This is a genomic window from Agromyces humi (genome assembly GCF_009720255.1).
GTDB lineage: Bacteria > Actinomycetota > Actinomycetes > Actinomycetales > Microbacteriaceae > Agromyces > Agromyces humi.
In genome coordinates this window covers 1-1,256 of the sequence record NZ_WJSP02000640.1, presented here as the reverse complement: position 1 = coordinate 1,256, position 1,256 = coordinate 1, and the positions used below count along the sequence as shown (strand labels likewise).

General features: G+C 73.7%; 1 protein-coding gene. It reads right to left on the bottom strand.

Annotated elements, in window-relative coordinates; all coding sequences use genetic code 11:
• Positions 1-1,006 (bottom strand): GTP-binding protein (locus tag GH736_RS23135; RefSeq protein ID WP_159607382.1); only part of this gene is annotated, 1,006 nt, incomplete at its 3' end.
• Between the last annotated feature and the right edge of the window lie 250 nt (positions 1,007-1,256).

The following is a 1,256-nucleotide window of genomic DNA, read 5'->3' as shown; positions in this document are numbered from 1 at the left end:
ACCGTGTCACGACGGCGGTGCCGGACTGGGTCGCCTTGCCCGAGGCCTTGTCGACGGTCTTGGCCCCGACGACCTCAAGGTACGGGTGAACCTCGACCTCGCGCTCTGGGTCCCCGAGGCGAGCTCCGACCAGGAGGCCGCGCGGGAGTTCGTGACGTTCCTCATGCAGCAGGGCGCACACGAGGTCGGCGACGCGGTCGACGCCCGTGCCGGTGACGCCTGAGCACACGACCACGGGCACGGCCGCGCCGCTCGCGACCTCGCGGGCGAGCGTGCGCTCGAGGTCGGGCACCGACGGCTCACGTCCGTCGAGGTACGCCTCGAGCTGCTCGTCGTCGTGCGACACGATCTCCTCGGTCACGTCGACGTGCATGCGGTGCTCCTCGGCCTCGGCCTCGGCGGGCATCGGCTCGTCGTGGTGCCGCCCGGACTCGTCGTAGACGAGCGCGTGCTCACTCAGGACGTCGGCGATCCCCCGGAAGGCCTGCTCCTCGCCGAGCGGCAGCTCGAGCGTCACGAGCCGGTCGCCGAAGGCGGAGTGCAGGTCGCCGAGCACGCGGCGGAAGTCCGCGCGGGCCTTGTCCTCCTGGGTCACGGCGATGATGCGCGGCACCCCGGCAGCCTCGGCGGCGGCCCACGCGGAACGCGTGCCCACGGTGACGCCGTCGACGGCGCTCACGACGATGACCGCGACATCCGCCACCGAGATCGCCGTGTCGACCCCGCCGACGAAGTCGGGATGACCCGGCGCGTCGGCCAGGGTCAGGTCGTACTCGACGCCGTCGGGACCGGTCCATTGGAAGTACGCGAGCCCGAGGCTGAGGCTCATGCCCCGCGCGATCTCCTCGGGGTCGTGGTCGCAGACCGTGTTGCCCTGCTCCACGGTGCCGGCGCGCGGAATGGCGCCTGCTCGCAGGAGCAGCGCCTCGGCCAGCGTCGTCTTGCCCGACCCTGCCGCGCCCACGAGGGCGACGGTGCGGTGGGTCGTGGTGGGTGCCGAGTTCATGGGGCCTCCCGCGCCGGTGCGGATCTCCCGTCCATCGTGGACCCGTCACGCCGCGAACGCCAGAGGCAGCCTCGATCGTGCGTATCCGGATGGCCCCGACCAGGGCGGGGCCGGATGCCGCGGGCCGCCGCTCGCGGCATCCGGAGACGCGCGCTGCTACATCCGGCGCGGGCGACGCGCCCCGAGCCGCACTGCCGCGGCCCCCGCGAGCAGCAGGGCCAGCGCGGCGAGCAGGGCAGCCTGCGTCTCG